The organism is Polaromonas sp. P1_E12 (genome assembly GCF_056405975.1).
Map to the genome: position 1 here is coordinate 250,127 of NZ_JBFUBB010000006.1, position 18,070 is coordinate 268,196.

Genomic DNA, 18,070 nt, shown 5'->3' on the forward strand with positions numbered 1-18,070 from the left:
CCTGCTTAGTGACCGTGGAAAACGATACGGTCAGGCGGCGTTTTGGGCGTACCCAGGCGGCTCCACCAAGGCATCAAAAGGAAGAAACCAAAATAGAACAGGGTGCCGAGCTGGGACACGCGCTCGCCGATGGCCGATGGCGGCTGGACACCCAGGTAACCGAGCACCAGGAAATTCACGACAAAAATGCCGTAGAGGTATTTGTGCCAGTCAGGGCGGTAGCGGATCGACTTGACCGGGCTGTGGTCCAGCCATGGCAGGAAGAACAGGATGATGACCGCACCACCCATCACGACCACACCCCAGAACTTGGCGTCGATACCCTTGATCATCATGCCCCAGAGCTCGCCCAGGAAAGGCACGCCGGCCAGCGGTTTGGCCAGCGCATCCAGGCCGTGCGCGATACCGGCGCCGGCGGAAGGAATGACCAGGCCGATCCAGTTGGCGATGGAAGGCAGCAGGCCCAGCAGCAAGGCCGCGCCAATGGCAATCACCAGCACCGCCGGTTTGAAGATGCCGGAGAGTTTGCGGGCGGCAAGCACTGCGGCGACGATCGCGATGATGCCCAGCGCACCGGCCATTTCACCGGTGATGGCGCGCAGCATCGAGTAGTAAGGCGTGAAGTACCAGACCGGTGCGATGTGTGCCGGCGTCTTCAGCGGGTCGGCCGGGATGAAGTTGTTGTACTCCAGGAAGTAGCCGCCGAACTCGGGCGCGAAAAAGATGATCGCCGTGAAGATCATCAGGAAGACGCTCACACCAAAGATGTCGTGCACCGTGTAATAAGGGTGGAAGGGAATGCCGTCGAGCGGGTGGCCTGCGGCGTCCTTCGGTGCATTCGGGCCCTTGATTTCAACGCCGTCAGGGTTGTTGGAGCCGACTTCATGCAGTGCGATGATGTGCGCAGCCACCAGGCCCAGCAGCACCAGCGGCACGGCGATGACGTGGAAAGCAAAGAAGCGGTTCAGCGTCGCGTCGCCGACCACATAGTCGCCGCGGATCAGCAGCGCCAGGTCAGGGCCGATGAAAGGGATGGCGGCAAACAGGTTGACGATCACCTGGGCACCCCAGTAGCTCATCTGGCCCCATGGCAGCAGGTAGCCCATGAAGGCCTCGGCCATCAGGCACAGGAAAATCGCGCAGCCGAAGATCCAGACCAGCTCACGCGGCTTGCGGTAGCTGCCGTAGAGCAGGCCGCGGAACATGTGCAGGTAGACCACCACGAAGAAGGCCGAAGCACCGGTGGAGTGCATGTAGCGGATCAGCCAGCCCCAGGGCACGTCGCGCATGATGTATTCGACAGAGCCGAAGGCCAGCGCGGCATCGGGCTTGTAGTTCATCGTCAGGAAGATGCCGGTGACGATCTGGATGACCAGCACCAGCATGGCCAGCGAGCCGAAGACGTACCAGAAGTTGAAGTTCTTCGGTGCGTAGTACTCGCTCATGTGCTCTTTGTAGAGCTTGCTGGCGGGAAACCGGTTGTCGACCCAGTTCATCGCCTTGACGGCGAGCGGGGCATCGGGGGAAATTTCTTTGAATTCAGCCATAACTGATCCTGGTTCGGTGGGATTCTTTGGCAAGCACCTGGTACGCGGCAGAAAGGTCGGCGGGTATCAGGTGCTGGCTACAGGGTCTTGTGAAGGAGCTTGGTTAACGCGGGTTACGGCAAGCGCCTTCAGGCCTTCTTGTCTTCACCAATCAGCAGACGGGTGTCCGAGAGATACATGTGCGGCGGCACTTCCAGGTTGTCCGGCGCGGGCTTGTTCTTGTACACGCGGCCGGCCATGTCGAAGGTGGAGCCATGGCAGGGGCACAGGAAGCCGCCGGCCCAGTCGTTGGGCAGCGAAGGCTGCGCGCCAGGCTGGAACTTGTCGGAAGGCGAGCAGCCCAGGTGCGAGCAGATGCCCACCACCACCAGCGTTTCGGGCTTGATGGAGCGGTTTTCGTTGCGGGCGTATTCAGGGGTCAGTTCGTCGGGCTTGCGCTCGGATTTGGGGTCGGCCAGGAGGGCGTCGACCTTGGGCAGCTCGGCGAGCTGCTCGGGCGTGCGTTTGATGATCCAGACGGGCTTGCCGCGCCATTCCACCGTGATCTTTTCGCCGGGCTTCACACCGGAGATATCGACCTCGACGGCCGCACCGGCAGCCTTGGCTTTTTCGGAGGGCTGGAAAGTGCTGACAAAGGGGATTGCGGTGGCTGCAACGCCTGCGCCGCCTACAGCGCAGGTGGCCACGAGCCAGTTTCTTTTATCTTTATCGACGGGGGCGCCGTGGGGCACACCGTTCGCGCTTGCTTCGCTTGCTTGGGTCATGAGAGTCCTTCAAGAACTGGCTTGAAATAGGCTTGGTGGGAGGCTTAGTGGGGTCAACCCGCAATTGTAGCGGAGCGCGATGTCGTTTTTCAAGGCAGAGGGCCCGGCCCGGGCGGTGGCGGCCCGCATGGCTGGGCTGGAAGTGCCTGTTTTTAAGGCAGTCGGCCGCCTTCGCATACTTTGTTGCAAGCCGCCCCTTCCGCGCCGCCCGAAAACACGGCCAGCCTTCATAATCATTTTTTTCAGAACGCCGGTACGGCCGGCAACCGCTGCCAATAACAGGAGAGACTCATGGGAATGATGCAGGAATTCAAGGAATTTGCCGTCAAGGGCAATGTGATCGATCTGGCCGTAGGCGTGATCATTGGCGCCGCTTTCGGCAAGATCGTCGACGCCGTGGTGAGCGACCTGATCATGCCGCTGGTGGGCCTGGTCTTCGGCAAGCTGGACTTTTCCAGCATGTACGTATTGCTTGGCACCGTGCCGCCGGGCACCGACATGTCGCTTGAAGCCCTCAAAAAAGCCGGCGTCCCGGTCTTTGCCTACGGCCACTTCCTGACGGTGAGCGTCAACTTCGTCATCCTGGCCTTCATCATTTTCCTGATGGTCAAGCAGATCAACCGGCTCAAACGCCACCACGAAGCCGCGCCACCGCCCGCCGCGCCGCCTGAAGACATCGTGCTGCTGCGTGAAATCCGCGACAGTCTAAAAAAGTAAGCACCCCCCTGTGGTCCGCTCACTTCGTGTAGCGGGCCTCTCCCCTGCAGGGGACGGCGCCTTGCGGCTGGCAAAGCCAGACCGCGGCCCTCGCTTGAAAGATATCTACCCCCCTGTTGCCCGCTCACTTCGTGTAGCGGGCCTCTCCCCTACAGGGGACGGCGCCTTGCGGCTGGCAAAGCCAGACCGCGGCCCCCGCTTGCGAAGAGACGGTGCTTGCTATTGATTCAATAGCTGCTAGCGCAGACTGCTATTGGGTCAGAGCCCGATTTCGCTTGATTTTTAGCCGACAACAAGCTGGCGCGCCATGCGAACAGCCGCCAGCAAGCTGGATGCGTCCGCGCGCCCCGTGCCGGCGATGTCAAACGCCGTGCCGTGGTCTGGGCTCGTGCGCACCAGCGGGAGGCCCAGCGTCACATTCACGCCCTGCTCCACGCCCAGGTACTTGACCGGGATCAGCCCCTGGTCGTGGTACATCGCCACCACCACGTCAAACTCGCCGGGCTTGCCGGCGGCATGGCGCGCGCGCATGAATACCGTGTCGGGTGCGAAGGGACCGCTCACATCCAGCCCTTCTGCGCGGGCGGTAGCGATGGCCGGCGCGATGATGGCCTGCTCTTCGCTGCCGAACAGTCCGCCTTCACCGGCGTGCGGATTCAGCCCCGCCACCGCGATGCGCGGTGCCCGGCCCAGGCTGGCAGCCACTGCGCGATGGGTGATGCGCAAGGTCTGCAACACGTTGTCAAAGGTGACGGCCTCAATGGCGTGCCGCAGTGACATGTGAATGCTCACCAACACGGTCTTGAGTTCGTCGTTGGCCAGCATCATGCGCACCGGCACGTCCGCCGCCGATTTACCCAGAAAAGCGGCAGCTTCAGCCTGGAGCATTTCGGTGTGGCCCGGAAAGGCCGCCGCCCAGCCGCCGGCCGCCGCCAATGCTTCCTTGTGGATGGGCGCTGTCACCATGGCGCACGCCTCACCGGCCAGCACGCTGCGGGCAGCCCAGACGATGCAGTCGGCCGCGGCCTGGCCCGCCTGCGCATTGACCTGGCCGTAAGGCACGGCCTCCAACTCGCATTTTTGCAACACCCCGATGCAATGGGGCGGCACCCCCACCGCATCGGCCAGGGCGTCCAGCCGGGCCACCGGCAGCGCCAGCGGGGACGCTGTCAGCGCGGCAGCGCGGCGCATCGTGGCGACATCACCCACCACGGTGCAGCCCGCCATTTCAACGGGTGCATCGCGAAAAGCTCTGGCGATGATCTCCGGGCCGATGCCGGCGGCGTCACCCATGGTGATGAGCAGCGGCTTGTTCACAAGCCGGGCGCCGCCGCGGTGAATTGCGGCCGCAGGGTGCATTTGGTTACAGGACGGCCCATAATCACAAAGAAACAGGTCAACACACCGGCTGCACAGCGCGGCGCCGGATCAATGAATTCAGGGGGGTCGGTCAGATGCATGCTGGGGGTATTTTGGCGCAAACCACATCGCAGCGGCAGCCCGCCAGCGCACAGGACATCAGCCTGCCATGAATGCTGCCATGCCCGTCCTGATGTCCGACGGTGAAATGATGCTGTGGAGTGCTGCGGCCGGCGCACTTGGCCTGGTGCTGCTGCTGGCCCTGGCCGATGCCCTTTACAGCCGCACCCGCGCTGCCTGGCAGACCCTGGCTTACCTCGTGCTTTGCTGGCTGGTGGTGATGCTGCTGTGCGGCCTGCCCATGGAGCTCTGGCCGGACGGCAAGGAGTCGCTGGGCATTGCGCAACTCCTTGTCGGGCCGGCTTGCGCGTCGATGGGCAGCTTCGGCGCCAGCAAATGGCTGTCGGCCCACCAGCGCGACCACCTGATGAAGGTCAGCCTGCTGACCATCACGCTGGTCTGTATCGCCGGCGGGCCGCTCTGCCTGCTACTGGAGCCGCAGTGGGCCCTGCCCGCCTCGGCAACACTCGCCGTCGTCAATCTTTCCGTGGTGCTGTGGCTGTCGGTGCGCGCCACGCAACTCGGTGACCGGCTGGCCTGGGGCCTGGCGCTGGGCTGCCTGCTGACGCTGCCCGCGCAGATCGGCCTGTACGGCCTGGCGCTGAGCCCCACCCGGTTTTCACTGCCGCTGCAGGCCGGCGTGGCCATGGCAGCCTTGCTCAGTGTGGTCATCACGGCCGCCATGCTGTGGCTGCGCAACCGGCAGACGCGGCAATTGAAGCACGGCGAAGCGTCGGGGCACGACCCGATCACCCAGCTCTATGACGGCGTGGCGATGGTGCAGAAAATCATCCGTGCGCAGCGCCGGCGTCTGCGCACGCGGCGCGACGGCGCGCTGATGGCCGTGCTGCTGTTCGAGCCCGAAGGCCTGCTGCCCCAGATCGGCCAGGCCGGCCTGAACGAAATCTATATCCAGATGGCGCGCCGCATTCAGCGTCACACCGGCGCCGTCAACCCGGCCGGCCGCTACTATGACCGCTGCTTTGTCGTGCTGCTGGAAACCATGCATTCGCCGCGCTGGATACGCACATTGGGCCTGCGCGTGGCTTCCGACCTGCGCCGGCCGATGGACGTGACGGCCCTGGGCGGGGGGCGTGCCCGGATCAAGCCGGACATTGCCGTCGGCATCGTTCATCTGTCGGTCGCCGGCAAGGACGTCGCCCAGCTGCTGCACGAAGCGCAGTCTGTGGCGCAGGCTGCCCGCGCCATGCGCTCCCGCGCCGCGCTGCTGGACCCGGAAACCCGCACCGCCGTGCCGGTGGAGCATGCCGAGCTGGGCTCCAGCTGGCATGCGCTGCGAAACGCCGCGCCGCAAACACCGCTGCGGGCCAAACCCGCCAGTTCCAACACCGGCCGCGCCGGGCGGCAGCGCCACAAGCCGGCCTGATCCTCTCGGGAAAAAGCTTCAGGCCGGGTTGTCGATGTCGATGAACTGGTGGGCAAGGCCCAGCTGCGTGGCAACCTGCGCCGCCACGGCCGGTGCACCGTAGCGCTCGGAGGCGTGGTGCCCGCAGGCAATAAAGACCACGCCCATCTCGCGCGCGTAGTGCGCCTGGGGTTCGGAAATCTCGCCGGTGATGAAGGCGTCGGCGCCTGCGGCAATCGCCGCCTCAAAATACCCCTGCGCGCCGCCCGTGCACCATGCTATGTTTTTAATAGCTGATTGCGCTGATCCTGCTTTGGTTACAACCCGATTAAGTACTTTTTCCAGATGTGTTGCCAGTGCGCCGGCATCTGAAAATTCCCCTCCGTCGACGCGCCCACCGATAAAACCCAGGTCCTGTTCGCCGAACCGCCCCGTCGCCGTGAGGCCCAGTTGCAAGCCCAGCTGGGCGTTATTGCCGAGCTCGGGGTGCGCGTCCAGCGGCAGGTGATAGGCGTAGAGGTTGATGTCGTGCGCCAGCAGCAACGCCAGGCGCTGCTTCATCCAGCCCGTGACGCGGCCGTCCTGGCCACGCCAGAACAGGCCGTGGTGCACAAAGATGGCGTCGGCCTGCGCCGCAATGGCCGCTTCGATCAGCGCCAGGCTGGCGGTAACGCCGGAAACGATCTTGCCGACCGAGGGTTTGCCTTCGACCTGCAGGCCGTTGGGGCCGTAGTCCTTGAAGCGCGCGGGCTGCAAAAGCGTGTCAAAGGCCTGCAGCAAGTCCTGTCGTGTGGTGCTCATGGCCCCATTGTCTCAGGGCGCTGCCTGAGGATGCTCAGCTTTTCTCGAGGCCCAGCAAAGCGTCCTTGAGCATGAAGTCCGCCGGAACGGACCCCAGCCAGATGCCCAGCACCATGCGAAAGAACTCCGCATCACCGACCGCTGCGCCCTGCGGCTGCTCGGCGATGAAAAAGCTGGTGCCCTTGCCCGGCACGAACTCCATCGCGAATGAATCGCCGGGCATCAGCTTGCTGCGGCCCGAGAAGATATCGATCAGCCGGTTGCTCGACACCGAGTGGCGGCTGACAGCGTCGCGGCTTGAGTTGTCGGCCATGCCGCGCAGGAAGAGCCGGCCCAGGTCGGTGCCGGAGACTTCGCGTAGCGCCACAAAGGCCAGGCGTATGGGCGTTCCCAGCTTCATCGCCTCGTCGGCCGACGAGACCTTGCGGCTCGTGTACAGGGCCATGTCATAGACCTTGAAAATGGCCTTGAAGCGGGTGCCGGCGCCGTTGAGCTGCAGTGTGGTGCCCTGCGCCACCACACTGGCCGGAAATTTCGTCGCCGTGGGTGCGGCCAGAACCGGCAATGCCAGTCCCGCCGAACCCGCTGTCAATGCGGCCGCGCCACGCGCGAGCCAGGTCCGCCTTGAACACTGATGCATGTTGTCACCTCCGTTATGGTTGTTGACCGCGGGCGGCGGTTCAGGCTGCCCGCGGCTGCGGCCTTGCGGCAGCCAGGAACATGGTACCGGAGCCAGCCGGCGTGCTTCCTTACAGCGAGCGGGGACCCGAAGCGATAAACTCCATCAGTTGGCGCCGCGCCCCTTCCGGCCCTGTGCCGCCCCGGATTCCCGCCCCCTTTCGTCTTCCGCACCTTCGTACCGGCACGCCGACCCTCACGCCTCATGAAACGCACCTGGCTTCTTTTTTCCCAAACCGTCACCGTCCTGCTGGCGGCCTACTTCGTGGTGGCCACGCTCAAGCCGCAGTGGCTGGACCGCGGCAACATGCCGGGCGTGTCCGTCATCGAGGCCCCGGCCGGCACCGCACCGCGCAGCGGCGGTGCCGGAAGCGGCTTCGCATCGGCGGCCAAAGTTGCCTCGGCAGCGGTGGTCAGCATCAACACCAGCAAGGCCGCTGCCAAAAACCCGCATGCCGAAGACCCGTGGTTCAAGTTTTTCTTCGGCGACCAGAGCCCCAATGAACCGCAGGGCGGACTGGGCAGCGGCGTCATCATCAGCGCCAGCGGCTACATCCTGACCAACAACCACGTGGTGGAAGGCGCCGACGAGATCGAAGTCATCCTCAACGACACGCGCAAGGCAAAAGCACAGGTCATAGGCACCGACCCGGACACCGACCTGGCCATCCTCAAGATCGACCTGGACAAGCTGCCCGTCATCGTGCTGGGCAACTCCGACGCCTTGCAGGTGGGCGACGCCGTGCTGGCCATCGGCAACCCGTTTGGCGTGGGCCAGACGGTCACCGGCGGCATCGTGAGCGCACTGGGGCGCAACCAGCTGGGCATCAACACCTTTGAAAATTTCATCCAGACCGACGCCGCCATCAACCCCGGCAACTCGGGCGGCGCGCTGGTCGACGTGAACGGCAACCTGATGGGCATCAACACCGCGATTTATTCGCGCTCGGGCGGCTCCATGGGCATTGGTTTCGCCATCCCGGTGTCGACTGCCAAGCTGGTGCTCGACGGCATCGTGAAGGACGGCCAGGTCACGCGGGGCTGGATCGGCGTGGAGCCGCAGGACCTCAACCCCGAACTCGCTGAAACATTCGGCCTTCCGGCGGCTGCGGCCAAAGAGGGTGGTGTCATCATCACCGGCGTTCTGCAAAACGGCCCGGCCGCGCAGGCCGGCCTTCTGCCCGGCGACGTGATCACCGCCGTGAACGGCAAGGGCGTACGCAACGTGAGCCAGTTGTTGACCGCTGTGGCAGCCCTCAAGCCCGGCACGCCGGCGCCGTTGACGGTGCTGCGCAAGGACAAGCAGACCGAGATCCCGGTGACGCCCGGCAAGCGCCAGCGGCCCAAGGTGCAGCAGCGCTGACCAGCCGGGGCGCCGTCAGCACGCTGCAATCGTGCATGAAGATGCTACCAAATTAATAGCGACTTGCGCACGGCCACATTGGGCCGTGGCCGTTTTTTTTCCAAAAAGATTTGACGTCCCGTGCATGCGGGAGGGGCTGAGCCGGCGAGCGCCGGCGGAAGTCAGGGTTTGGCTACTTCGGTGTCGCTGTCAGTCTCTGGCACCTTGGTGTGCTTGACGAACAGCAGGGCCGCCAGGATGCCGACCTCATACAGTCCGCCCACCACCATCAGCAGCATGATCATGGAGCCGGCGTCGGGCGGCGTGACCAGGGCGGTGCCAATGGCGGCGATCACCCAGAAATAGCCGCGGTACTGGCGCAGCTGGGCCACGGTGAGTATGCCCATGCGCACCAGCAGGATCACCGCAATCGGCACTTCAAAGGCCAGCCCGAACGCGAGGAACATGCCCAGCACGAAGCTCAGGTATTCCTCGATGTCCGGCGTCGCCGTGATGGACTTGGGCGCAAAGCTCTGGATGAAGGCGAACACCTGGCCAAACACGAAGTAATAACAAAACGCCACGCCGATGAAAAACAGCAGGGTGCTGGAAACCACCAGCGGCATGACCAGTTTTTTCTCATGCGAATACAGGCCCGGTGCGACAAAGGCCCACACCTGGTACAGCACCACCGGCAGCGCGATCATGAAGGCGGCCATGAAGAGGATCTTGATGGGCACCACGAACGGCGTGATCACGCTGATGGCGATCAGCGTGGCGCCCTTGGGAAGCGTGGCCACCAGCGGGGCGGCCATCAGGTCATAGAGTGCGCTGGCGCCGGGGTATACCGCCAGCACGGCGGCCGCAATGCCGATGGCAATCACCGCTTTGATCATCCGGTCGCGCAGCTCCACGAGGTGCTGCACAAAAGGCTGCTCGGTGCCCGCGAGTTCGTCGGGCTTGTCGGTGTGGGGATCGCTCATGAGGGGAATTTGCGCTGGTGGGGCTGCGCGGGGAGGCACGCAAACAGGAAGGAATCAGCAGGAAAGCAGCTCAAGGCATGCGGCCCGGCTGCGGACGGAAGCGCGCCACGCGGGCCGCGCCGGACTGGGCCTTGGTGCGTACGCCCGAACGGGCCTTGTACCACTGGGGCGTCGCGCCCTGCTTGAGCCGCCACTTCTTTTTCGGGTGCCTGTACTCGGGGAAGATTTCCATGCCCGGCAAAGCGCCGGAGGACGACTCTCCCGTGGCCTCGGCCCAGGATTTTTCGAAATCGCTGGCGTTGGTCTGGATGGAGTTCTCGACGTCACGGGCGGCGCCCTCAACGGTTTCCTTCATCTTCTTGAGCTCGTCCAGCTCCATGGAGCGGTTGACCTCGTTTTTGACGTCGGCCACATAACGCTGGGCCTTACCCAGCAACGTACCCACGGTACGCGCCACGCGCGGCAGCTTCTCCGGGCCGATAACGATCAGCGCCACGGCGCCGATGAGCGCCATTTTGGAGATGCCTAGATCAATCACTGCAGATGGTGTCGCTGGAAGGTTGCGTCAGATGATTACGCTCAAGACTTCTGCTTGGCTTCAACGTCGATTGTCGTTTTGTCAGCGGCCTGGGCGTTGGTCACGCTGGCGGGCGGCACGGGCACGTCGGCGGGCGTCTGGCTGCCGTCCTTCATGCCGTCTTTAAAACCCTTGACGGCGCCGCCGAGATCGCTGCCCATGTTTTTGAGCTTTTTGGTGCCGAACACCATCACCACGATCAACAGCACGATCAGCCAGTGCCAAATGGAAAATGAACCCATGATTTGCTCCTAATCTGTAAATACAGGTGTAAATGCAACATTGCCGGTTTGGGGCGGTTTGCACGCAATTGCGTTGATTCTAAAGGCCCTGCCTGCCGGAAAACCGATTACACACATTGGCCTACCGGTTTAGTGTGGTTGTGCGCACCAGGGTTCCCTTTGGCTTGTAACCCTTCTAGCCCTTCAGCCATGGCCGCGGGCCGCCGATCACGTGAAAGTGCAGGTGATGCACCTCTTGGCCACCCTCGGCGCCGGTATTGGTCACGATCCGGTAGCCGCCCTCCGGATAGGGGTTACAGCCCTGCTCCATCGCCAGTTTGGGGGCCAGCACCATCATGCGCCCCAGCAAAGCAGCGTGTTCGGGGCCGACCTGGGCCATGGACGGAATATGGTCCTTGGGAATGATCAGGAAATGCACGGGCGCCCACGGGTTGATGTCGTGAAAAGCGTACAGCTCGTCGTCTTCGTACACCTTCCGGCTTGGAATGGTGCCCGCAGCGATCTTGCAAAAAATGCAGGTGTCGGAATGGTTCATGGCTTGGGTCGTGGCTGAAAGGGCTTATGTGGGGCGATGGCTGTTAAAACGCATCCAGCCGCGCACGCAGCGGTACAGGTACCAGAGGCAGACAATGCCATAGGCCACCCACCCCGGCACAATCAACAGCCACAGCGGCGACAGAAGCACCAGCCAGGCCAGCGTCCACCAGAAGGTGCGGATCATGTAGTTGTGGTGGTCGATGTAGAGCGCATCGGTTTCATCCGCGCGGCGAATGTAGTTGATGATGACGGCGATCACCGCAAACACACCGCCGCTGAACCAGGCCAGCGTGTGCAGGCCGTACAGCACATGCATGACGGCGCGGTCGTTGGGATTCTTGCCTTCGAATTCGGCCAGGTCGGTTTCCATGCGTTCAGGTTCCAGTCAAAGCGATATCAGGGAGAAGAAAAATCAGCCACGGTGTGGGGCCAGGAAACGCCCGTCTCAGGGCTTTTCGGCCGCATCACGGTGCTGGGCCTTGCGCAAGGCTTTTTCCTCGATGCCGCTGGTGCCTTCGCGGCGCTCCAGCTCGGCAATCACGTCCAGCGGGCTGAGGCCGTAATGCGCCAGCGCAATCAGGCTGTGAAACCACAGATCGGCCACTTCGCCAACCAGCTTGCCCTTGAGCTCTGCCGTGGGCCCGCCGCGGTCGATGTCTTTGGCCGCCATCACGGTTTCCGTGGCTTCTTCGCCGATTTTTTTCAGGAAAGCGTCGGGGCCTTTATGCAGCAGGCGCGCCACATAGCTGGTGTCCGGGTCACCGCCGTTGGCCGCCTTGCGGCTTTCGATGATCTGCGCCAGGCGCTGGAGGGAGTCATTCGTGGTCATGTTTGCCGGAGTCTGTTGATGCTTTTTTATACATGGTTGTCGGGTCTTTCAGGACCGGCTCGGTCACCACCCATTGACCGTCTTTATACACACTGAAAAAGCAGCTGTGGCGGCCCGTGTGGCAAGCTATGCCCGGCGTGTGGCCCAGCTGCGTCACCTTGAGCAGGATCACGTCGTTGTCGCAGTCCAGGCGGATCTCATGCACCGTTTGCTGGTTGCCGGATTCCTCACCCTTGTGCCAGAGCCGCCCGCGCGAGCGGCTGAAATACACCGCCTGACCAAGCTCGGCAGTTTTTTGCAGCGCCTCCCGGTTCATCCAGGCGAACATGAGCACATCGCCGCTGGAGGCTTCTTGTGCAATGACGGGGATCAGGCCCTTGTCGTCCCAGCTGACTTCATCTAACCAGTTCATGGTGTGTATTGTCCAAGATTGCGTTGAACAGCTGTATTACAAGCCGCCAAACCACGGGGGCTCTGTGCTGACGCCAGTTTCGCCGGAAAATGATTCGCTATCAAATCAGGAGCTGCTTGCGCCTGTATTCATTGGGCTACAGGCCAAAACCGCTTAAGAAATGCTACAGACGGACAGGGATGCCGCGTGCCGCCATGTGAGCTTTCGCCTGCTGCACCGTGTATTCACCGTAATGAAAAATGCTGGCGGCCAGCACCGCGTCGGCGCCGCCGGTCTGTATGCCGTCGGCCAGATGCTCCAGGTTGCCGACGCCGCCCGAGGCGATCACCGGCACGCTGATGGCGTCACTCACCGCGCGGGTCAGGGCCAGGTCAAAGCCCGACTTGGTGCCGTCGCGGTCCATGCTGGTCAGCAAAATTTCGCCGGCACCGCGGCGCGCCATCTCGGTGGCCCAGGCCACGGCGTCCAGGCCGGTGTTCTTGCGCCCGCCATGGCTGTAGACATCCCAGCCCGGGCCGACCGGTTCGCCGGCGGGTGTGAGGCGCTTTTCGTCTTCCGCGCCGCGGCGCTTGGCGTCGATCGCCACCACGATGCACTGCGAGCCGTATTTGGCAGAAGCGTCAGCGATCACCTGCGGGTTGGCGATGGCGGCCGAGTTGAAACTGGTCTTGTCGGCGCCGGAGTTGAGAAGGCGGCGCACGTCTTCAACGGTGCGCACACCGCCGCCAACCGTCAGCGGAATAAACACTTGCGAAGCCACCGCTTCGATGATCGGCAGGATCAGGTCGCGCCCGTCGCTGGTGGCCGTGATGTCGAGGAAGGTGAGCTCATCCGCGCCCTGCTCGTTGTAGCGCGCGGCGATTTCCACCGGGTCGCCTGCGTCACGCAGCTGGGTGAAGTTGACGCCCTTCACGACACGGCCGCCGGTGACGTCGAGGCAGGGAATGATTCTTTTAGCTAACATGTGGCCCCCACGGTCGCCCACTGCGTGTGGCTTCCTGCCCCCCGAGGGGGCCGCTGCGCCTGCGGCCCGGCAGAGCCGGTTCCGCGGCCCCTGCTTGCTTGGGGCGCAGCGCCGCTATTTATTGCAGCAGTGGTCATCCGTTTAGTTCGTCGGCTCTCGCCTGAGCTTTCTCAAAATCGAGATCACCGCTGTAAATCGAGCGCCCGCAGATCACACCTTCCACGCCCTCTTCCTCGACCTCGCAGAGCTTTTCGATGTCGGCCATGTTCGAAAGGCCGCCGGAGGCGATCACGGGAATCGTCAGCGCCTGGGCGAGCTTGACGGTGGCGTCGATGTTGATGCCGGTCAGCATGCCGTCGCGGCCGATGTCGGTGTAGATGATGGATTCGACGCCGTAGTCCTGGAATTTCTTGCCGAGGTCGATGACCTCATGGCCGGTCATCTTGCTCCAGCCGTCGGTGGCGACCTTGCCGTCCTTGGCGTCCAGGCCGACGATGATGTGGCCGCCGAAGGCCGTGCAGGCGTCTTGCAGAAAACCGGGGTTCTTGACGGCTGCGGTGCCGATGATGACGTAGCGCAGGCCGGCGTCAAGGTAGCGCTCGATGGTGTCCAGGTCACGGATGCCGCCGCCCAGCTGCACGTCGATTTCGCTGCCGACCTCGGCCAGTATCTGCTTGATGGCAGCCTCATTCTTGGGCTTGCCTGCAAAGGCGCCATTCAAATCCACCAGGTGCAGGCGGCGCGCGCCCTTGTCGACCCAGCTGCGCGCCATGGCGGCCGGGTCTTCGCTGAAGATGGTGGATTGATCCATGTCGCCCTGTTTGAGGCGGACGCAGTGACCGTCTTTCAGGTCAATCGCGGGGATAAGTAGCATGTGCGGTTAAAGACGGTAAAACGGTAAAGGACAAAACGGACGCTCAGGGTAACAAAAAGCCGGACGCCCCGGTACCGGGTCTGACCCAAGGTATTCAGGGATTCCAGTGCAGGAAATTGCGGTACAGGGCCAGCCCGTGGTCGGCACTCTTTTCGGGGTGGAACTGGGTGGCAAAAATATTATCGCGTGCAATCGCCGCCGTAAAGCGCGCGCCGTAGTCGGCCTCCCCCGCGATGTGGCGTGCATCCGACGGCCGGGCATAAAAGCTGTGTACAAAATAAAAGTACGCGCCGTCGGGAACTCCAGCCCAGACCGGGTGGGCCCTGGCCGTGCCCGCACCATTTTGGTAAACCTGGTTCCAGCCCATCTGCGGCACCTTGTAACGGCTGCCGTCGGGCTGGATTTTGCCGGCCAGCTCGAATTTGGTGACCTCCCCAGGGATTAATCCGAGGCCGGTGGTACCCACGCCGCCGTCGCCGGGCTGGCCTTCGTCGCTGTGGCTCAGCAGCATCTGCATGCCAACACAAACACCGAACAGCGGCTTGTTGGCCGCAGCGTGCAGCACCGACTCCAGCATGCCGGAATCTGCGAGCTCGCGCATGCAGTCGGCAATGGCGCCCTGGCCAGGCAGCACGATGCGTTCGGCCGACATCACATCTTCGGCCCGGGAGGTGACCAGCACGTCAAAGCCGCTGCCGCCCGCCACATGGCGAACAGCCTGTGACACGGAGTGCAGGTTGCCCATGCCGTAGTCGACCACGGCGACTGTTTTGGGTTTTGCCATTGAAAGTCGAAAGGTAGTTTGCTACGAATTTAATAGCTGCTTGCGCCCGTCACCATTGGTCTGGAGGCAAAAACAGGCATTAAAACAAGGATTGGACGTGTTCCCGGCGTTGAGTGCGAAGGGGTTACAGCGAACCCTTGGTCGATGGAATCACGCCTGCGGCGCGCGGATCGATCTCCAGCGCCATGCGCAGCGCGCGGGCAAATGCCTTGAACACGGTTTCGGCCTGGTGGTGGGCGTTCTCGCCCTTGAGGTTGTCGATGTGCAAGGTCACAAAGGCGTGGTTCACAAAGCCCTGGAAGAATTCGTAGGCGAGCTGGCTGTCGAAGGTGCCGATCATGCCGCTCTTGAAAGGAACATGCATCTCGAGGCCCGGACGGCCCGAAAAATCGACCACCACGCGCGACAGCGCCTCGTCGAGCGGCACATAGGCGTGGCCGTAGCGGCGCAGGCCTTTTTTGTCTCCCACAGCCTTGGCCACGGCCTGGCCCAGCGTGATGCCCACGTCTTCCACCGTGTGGTGGCCGTCAATGTGCAAATCGCCCTTGGCCTGGATGTCGAGGTCGATCAGGCCGTGGCGGGCGATCTGGTCCAGCATGTGGTCGAAAAAGCCTATGCCCGTGGAAAGGCTGGCTTTACCGGTGCCGTCCAGGTTGAGCTTGACGATGATCTGGGTTTCGGCGGTGTTGCGTGAAACCTCGGCAATGCGGGGAGCGTGGATAGGGGTGGTCATAGGGATTTTTCAAGCGCCGCCAGCATTTGCACGTTCTCGTCCGCGGTGCCGACCGTCAGGCGCAAACAATTGGCCAGCAATGGGTGCATTTTAGAAACGTTTTTGACCAGGACCTTGCGCGATTTCATGCCCTCAAAGGTTTTGGCGGCGTCGGGCACGCGCACCAGGATCATGTTGGCGTCGCTTTTCCAGGCTTTGACGCCTTTGGCCGCCATGCCGGCCAGGGCCTGCAGCAACACAGCACGTTGAGCCACCAGCTCCGCGGCCTGGGCGGCGAATTCACCCTGGTGCTCCAGCGCGAACAGCGCACATTCGTAGTTGAGCACGCTGATGTTGTAGGGCGGGCGCACCTTGTCGATTTCGGCAATCAGCGCTTTCGGGCCCATCATGTAGCCGATGCGCACACCGGCCAGGCCGAACTTGCTCAGGGTGCGCATCAGCAGCACATGGCCATGCCTGGCGATGCGGTCGATGTAGCTTTTGCTGGAAAACGGCTGGTAGGCCTCGTCCATCACGACCAGGCCACCTTGTTCGCCCACGGCTTCGATGATTTTTTCAATCACCGTGTCATCCCACAGGTTGGCCGTGGGGTTGTTGGGGTAAGCCAGGTAGACGATGGACGGCTGGTGTTCGGCAATGGCGGCCAGCATGGCGGCCTCATCGAGCTCAAAGTCGGCCGTCAGCGGCACGCCGATGAATTTAAGACCTTGCAGCTGCGCGCTCATGGCGTACATCACAAAGCCCGGCAGCGGCGCCAATATGGAGCCCCCTTCCACATCGCAGGCCATGGCCAGCAGCGAGATCAGCTCGTCCGAGCCATTGCCCAGCATGATGTCAAAGCCCTCGGGCATCTGCGCGTAATCGGCCAGCGCACGGCGCAAGTCATTCACGCGGCCATCCGGGTAGCGGTTCAGCGCCAGCGCGCCCAGACGCTGGCCCAGATGGGCCTGCAGCGATGCCGGGAGGCGGTGCGGATTTTCCATGGCATCAAGCTTGACCATGCCGGCCGATTCCTGGATGGCGTAGGCGTGCATGGACTGCACGTCCTGGCGGATCAGTTTTTTGAGCTTGGGCGCGAGCGCCCCAGAGGATGAAGTCATTTGGTCTTTCTCATCGCCGGAACGGTCTTCAAACGCATTTCGGCGGCGCGGGCATGCGCCTGCAAGCCTTCGCCATAAGCGAGTTCAGCGGCGATCTTGCCGAGAACCTGCGCACCGGCTTCGCTGACTTCGATCAGGCTGGAGCGCTTCTGGAAGTCGTAGACACCCAGTGGCGAACTGAAGCGCGCCGTGCCGCTGGTGGGCAGCACGTGGTTGGGGCCGGCGCAGTAGTCGCCCAGCGATTCGCTGGTGTAGGCGCCCAGGAAGATCGCGCCGGCGTGTTTGAGCAGAGGCTCCCACTTGTGCGGGTCGTGGCTGGAGACTTCGAGGTGTTCGGGGGCAATGCGATTGCTGATCTCGCAGGCCTCTTCCATGCTGCGGGTGTGGATCAGCGCGCCGCGGCCGGTGAGGGACTTGGCGATGATCTCGGCGCGCGGCATTTCGGGCAGCAGCCGGTCAATCGCAGCCTGCACGGCATCGATATAGGCGGCGTCGGGGCACAGCAGGATGCTTTGGGCCAGCTCATCATGCTCGGCCTGGCTGAACAAGTCCATGGCCACCCAGTCGGCGGGCGTGCTGCCATCGGCCAGCACCAGAATTTCAGACGGGCCGGCAATCATGTCGATGCCCACCGTGCCGAAAACGCGCTTTTTGGCACTGGCCACGTAAGCATTGCCGGGGCCGGTGATCTTGTCGACCTTGGGCACGGTTTGCGTGCCGTAGGCCAGCGCGGCCACGGCCTGCGCGCCGCCGATGGTGAAGGCGCGGGTGACCCCGGCCACGTAGGCGGCGGCCAGCACCAGGGCGTTCTTCTCGCCCTTGGGCGTGGGAACCACCATGATGATTTCGCCGACACCGGCCACGTGGGCGGGAATCGCGTTCATCAGCACCGACGAGGGGTAGGCCGCCTTGCCGCCGGGCACATAGATGCCGACGCGGTCCAGCGGTGTGACCTTCTGGCCCAGCAGGGTGCCGTCTTCATCACGGTAGCTCCAGCTTTCGCCGCTGGCCTTCTTCTGGGCCTCGTGATAGCTGCGCACGCGGCGCGCGGCGGCTTCGAGGGCGTCGCGCTGGGCGGCCGGGATGGCGTCGAACGCGGCTTTCAGCTCGGCCTGGGTGAGTTCAAGCTGACCCATGGAAGAGACATCCAGCCCGTCAAAACGCGCCGTGTATTCCAGCACCGCCGCATCGCCGCGCTGTTGCACATCGGCCAGGATGTCGGCCACGCGCTGCTCGATGGCCGCGTCAGTGTCGGCGGACCAATGCAGCCGCGCCTTGAAATCAGCGTCAAAAGTTGCCGAGACCGTTGACAGTCGTGCGGGAGCAGCTATTAATTTCATA

21 protein-coding genes are annotated in these 18,070 nt (G+C 63.2%); 3 read left to right on the plus strand and 18 right to left on the minus strand.

Going from position 1 to position 18,070, the window contains the following annotated elements; all coding sequences use genetic code 11:
- Nucleotides 1–5: 5 nt before the first annotated feature.
- Both AC1D13_RS17855 and petA read right to left on the minus strand, forming a co-directional pair.
- Nucleotides 6–1,547 carry a cytochrome b gene (locus AC1D13_RS17855; protein ID WP_477690030.1) on the minus strand — a complete coding sequence of 514 codons (1,542 nt, stop codon included), beginning with the start codon at nt 1,545–1,547 and terminating at the stop codon, nt 6–8.
- A 128-nt stretch (nt 1,548–1,675) separates the two neighbouring features.
- Complete coding sequence (gene petA / locus AC1D13_RS17860; protein ID WP_457279695.1) at nt 1,676–2,311, minus strand: ubiquinol-cytochrome c reductase iron-sulfur subunit; 636 nt, start codon at nt 2,309–2,311, stop codon at nt 1,676–1,678.
- 291 nt (nt 2,312–2,602) lie between these two features.
- Here petA and mscL point away from each other — a divergent pair, with 291 nt between their 5' ends.
- The gene (gene mscL, locus AC1D13_RS17865) at nt 2,603–3,028 is read left to right on the plus strand and encodes a large conductance mechanosensitive channel protein MscL (RefSeq protein ID WP_457279696.1); all 426 of its coding nucleotides are present in this window, start codon (nt 2,603–2,605) and stop codon (nt 3,026–3,028) included.
- A 282-nt stretch (nt 3,029–3,310) separates the two neighbouring features.
- Here the strand turns inward: mscL and pdxA are convergent, their stop codons facing one another.
- A complete protein-coding gene (gene pdxA / locus AC1D13_RS17870) occupies nt 3,311–4,345 on the minus strand; it encodes a 4-hydroxythreonine-4-phosphate dehydrogenase PdxA (RefSeq protein WP_457279697.1) in 1,035 nt (344 codons plus the stop codon).
- 211 nt (nt 4,346–4,556) lie between these two features.
- On the opposite strand from pdxA, the gene AC1D13_RS17875 reads away from it, so the two are divergent.
- Entirely contained in the window at nt 4,557–5,894 is a 1,338-nt protein-coding gene (locus AC1D13_RS17875; protein WP_477690031.1) for a hypothetical protein, read from the plus strand.
- A gap of 18 nt (nt 5,895–5,912) precedes the next feature.
- Here AC1D13_RS17875 and AC1D13_RS17880 read toward each other — a convergent pair whose 3' ends face one another.
- Nucleotides 5,913–6,674 (minus strand): Nif3-like dinuclear metal center hexameric protein, encoded by a 762-nt coding sequence (locus AC1D13_RS17880; RefSeq protein WP_477690032.1) that lies wholly within the window; start codon nt 6,672–6,674, stop codon nt 5,913–5,915.
- 34 nt (nt 6,675–6,708) lie between these two features.
- A complete protein-coding gene (locus AC1D13_RS17885; RefSeq protein ID WP_457279700.1) occupies nt 6,709–7,314 on the minus strand; it encodes a chalcone isomerase family protein in 606 nt (201 codons plus the stop codon).
- A gap of 243 nt (nt 7,315–7,557) precedes the next feature.
- On the opposite strand from AC1D13_RS17885, the gene AC1D13_RS17890 reads away from it, so the two are divergent.
- Complete coding sequence (locus AC1D13_RS17890) at nt 7,558–8,715, plus strand: S1C family serine protease (RefSeq protein WP_457279701.1); 1,158 nt, start codon at nt 7,558–7,560, stop codon at nt 8,713–8,715.
- 161 nt (nt 8,716–8,876) lie between these two features.
- On the opposite strand, the gene tatC is transcribed toward AC1D13_RS17890, so the two are convergent.
- The 13 genes from tatC to hisD all read right to left on the minus strand — a co-directional run bounded on the left by tatC (nt 8,877) and on the right by hisD (nt 18,069).
- Nucleotides 8,877–9,677: a twin-arginine translocase subunit TatC gene (gene tatC / locus AC1D13_RS17895; protein ID WP_457279702.1), complete on the minus strand. Its 801-nt coding sequence runs from the start codon at nt 9,675–9,677 to the stop codon at nt 8,877–8,879.
- Nucleotides 9,678–9,747: 70 nt separating this feature from the next.
- Nucleotides 9,748–10,215 carry a Sec-independent protein translocase protein TatB gene (gene tatB / locus AC1D13_RS17900; RefSeq protein WP_457279703.1) on the minus strand — a complete coding sequence of 156 codons (468 nt, stop codon included), beginning with the start codon at nt 10,213–10,215 and terminating at the stop codon, nt 9,748–9,750.
- Nucleotides 10,216–10,256: 41 nt separating this feature from the next.
- Nucleotides 10,257–10,496 carry a Sec-independent protein translocase subunit TatA gene (gene tatA, locus AC1D13_RS17905; protein ID WP_122955331.1) on the minus strand — a complete coding sequence of 80 codons (240 nt, stop codon included), beginning with the start codon at nt 10,494–10,496 and terminating at the stop codon, nt 10,257–10,259.
- A 175-nt stretch (nt 10,497–10,671) separates the two neighbouring features.
- Complete coding sequence (locus AC1D13_RS17910; protein WP_457279704.1) at nt 10,672–11,031, minus strand: histidine triad nucleotide-binding protein; 360 nt, start codon at nt 11,029–11,031, stop codon at nt 10,672–10,674.
- A 24-nt stretch (nt 11,032–11,055) separates the two neighbouring features.
- Nucleotides 11,056–11,403 (minus strand): DUF4870 family protein, encoded by a 348-nt coding sequence (locus AC1D13_RS17915; RefSeq protein WP_457279705.1) that lies wholly within the window; start codon nt 11,401–11,403, stop codon nt 11,056–11,058.
- Between the two features lie 75 nt (nt 11,404–11,478).
- Nucleotides 11,479–11,862, minus strand: coding sequence for a phosphoribosyl-ATP diphosphatase (locus AC1D13_RS17920; RefSeq protein WP_457279706.1), 384 nt, complete (start codon nt 11,860–11,862; stop codon nt 11,479–11,481).
- Nucleotides 11,849–12,274, minus strand: coding sequence for a phosphoribosyl-AMP cyclohydrolase (gene hisI / locus AC1D13_RS17925; RefSeq protein WP_457279707.1), 426 nt, complete (start codon nt 12,272–12,274; stop codon nt 11,849–11,851). Before hisI ends, AC1D13_RS17920 begins: the two co-directional genes overlap by 14 nt.
- Before the next feature lie 163 nt (nt 12,275–12,437).
- On the minus strand, nt 12,438–13,238 hold the full coding sequence (hisF, locus tag AC1D13_RS17930; RefSeq protein WP_477690033.1) for an imidazole glycerol phosphate synthase subunit HisF: 801 nt from the start codon (nt 13,236–13,238) through the stop codon (nt 12,438–12,440).
- Between the two features lie 133 nt (nt 13,239–13,371).
- Entirely contained in the window at nt 13,372–14,112 is a 741-nt protein-coding gene (gene hisA, locus AC1D13_RS17935; protein WP_332700223.1) for a 1-(5-phosphoribosyl)-5-[(5-phosphoribosylamino)methylideneamino]imidazole-4-carboxamide isomerase, read from the minus strand.
- 94 nt (nt 14,113–14,206) lie between these two features.
- Nucleotides 14,207–14,896, minus strand: coding sequence for an imidazole glycerol phosphate synthase subunit HisH (gene hisH / locus AC1D13_RS17940; RefSeq protein ID WP_457279709.1), 690 nt, complete (start codon nt 14,894–14,896; stop codon nt 14,207–14,209).
- A 124-nt stretch (nt 14,897–15,020) separates the two neighbouring features.
- Nucleotides 15,021–15,629, minus strand: a complete 609-nt coding sequence (gene hisB / locus AC1D13_RS17945) for an imidazoleglycerol-phosphate dehydratase HisB (protein WP_477690034.1) — start codon at nt 15,627–15,629, stop codon at nt 15,021–15,023.
- Nucleotides 15,626–16,729, minus strand: coding sequence for a histidinol-phosphate transaminase (gene hisC / locus AC1D13_RS17950; RefSeq protein ID WP_477690035.1), 1,104 nt, complete (start codon nt 16,727–16,729; stop codon nt 15,626–15,628). Before hisC ends, hisB begins: the two co-directional genes overlap by 4 nt.
- A complete protein-coding gene (hisD, locus tag AC1D13_RS17955; RefSeq protein WP_477690036.1) occupies nt 16,726–18,069 on the minus strand; it encodes a histidinol dehydrogenase in 1,344 nt (447 codons plus the stop codon). The genes hisC and hisD overlap by 4 nt, the downstream gene beginning before the upstream one ends.
- Nucleotide 18,070: the final 1 nt, after the last annotated feature.